This is a genomic window from Chryseobacterium sp. 2TAF14, from assembly GCF_052115105.1.
Classification (GTDB): Bacteria; Bacteroidota; Bacteroidia; order Flavobacteriales; family Weeksellaceae; genus Chryseobacterium.
Window position 1 is genome coordinate 1 of record NZ_JBFRGA010000325.1, and the last position, 1225, is coordinate 1225.

1 protein-coding gene is annotated in these 1225 nt (G+C 36.5%); it reads left to right on the forward strand.

From position 1 onward, the window contains the following. Positions 1-1191 (forward strand): hydroxymethylglutaryl-CoA synthase family protein (locus AB4Y90_RS17955; RefSeq protein WP_441558923.1); only part of this gene is annotated, 1191 nt, incomplete at its 5' end. Positions 1192-1225 lie beyond the last annotated feature (34 nt).

Genomic DNA, 1225 nt, shown 5'->3' on the forward strand with positions numbered 1-1225 from the left:
GTGCATGAAGATGCTGCTACATTTGCTGCAGAAGCATTGTTAAAATTAATCACAGATTATCAAATCAATCCGAAAGAAATTTCCCGTATTTACTTAGGAACAGAAAGCGCAATCGATGCCGCAAAACCGACAGCTTCTTATGCAATGCAGATGGTAGACAAAGCTTTAGAACCAGAGTTTGGTGAGAGATGTTTCAAAAACTGTGATGTGGTAGATATGACTTTTGCTTGTATCGGCGGAGTAGATGCTCTTCACAATTCGTTGGATTTTGTTAGGGTAAATCCTGATAAAAAAGCGGTCGTTATTGCAAGCGACTATGCGAAATACGAGCTGGCTTCTTCCGGTGAATATACTCAGGGTGGAGGCGCAGTTGCATTATTGGTTTCAGCCAAACCTGATTTAATTGAGATTGAAAATAATTGGGGAGTGGCTACTGAGTCTGTTTTTGATTTTTTCAAACCGAGACGCCATTTTAAAAAAGAAGATCTGCAAAACGCTCCGGAATCTTTTCCTGACAAAATAGAAATCTTTACTGACGAACCTGTTTTTGACGGGCAATATTCCAATCAGTGTTATCAGGACAGAATCAGGGAAGCTTATCAGCATTATCAGGAAGTTTCTGGCAAAACAAAACCTTCAGAAAACTGGAAATATCTGATTTTTCATCTTCCGTATGCATTTCATGGGAAAAGGGTTTTTACCGAGATTTACAGTTTAGAAAATAGACTTCCATATTCAAATGCCGAAGAACAAAAAGCAGTTGCAAAATCTGAAAATTACATTCAATTCATCAACAGTAAAATTGAAAAAACGCAGCGTGCATCTTCTGAAATAGGAAATATGTACACTGCTTCCATTTTTATGGCTCTGCTTTCTGCATTGCAGACTTCTTTTAATGACAATGAAGAATTGATTGGTGAAGAAATCGGATTTTTAGGCTACGGAAGCGGTTCAAAATCAAAAGTTTTTGCAGGAAAAGTTTCTGAAAACTGGAAAAAAGTAGTTGAAAAATGGAATTTATTTGAAAACCTGAAAAACCGTTTAGCGATCGATTTTGATACTTATGAAAAACTCCATAGAAAACAATTAGAACATTCCATCAATCCTGATTATAAAGGATTTGGTTTAGAGTCTGTGGAGCTGGAAAATCCTGTGCTGAAAGGAGCGAGGTATTATAATTATAAAGGATAAATATTCAGGCATTTCATTTTGAGATGCCTTTTTA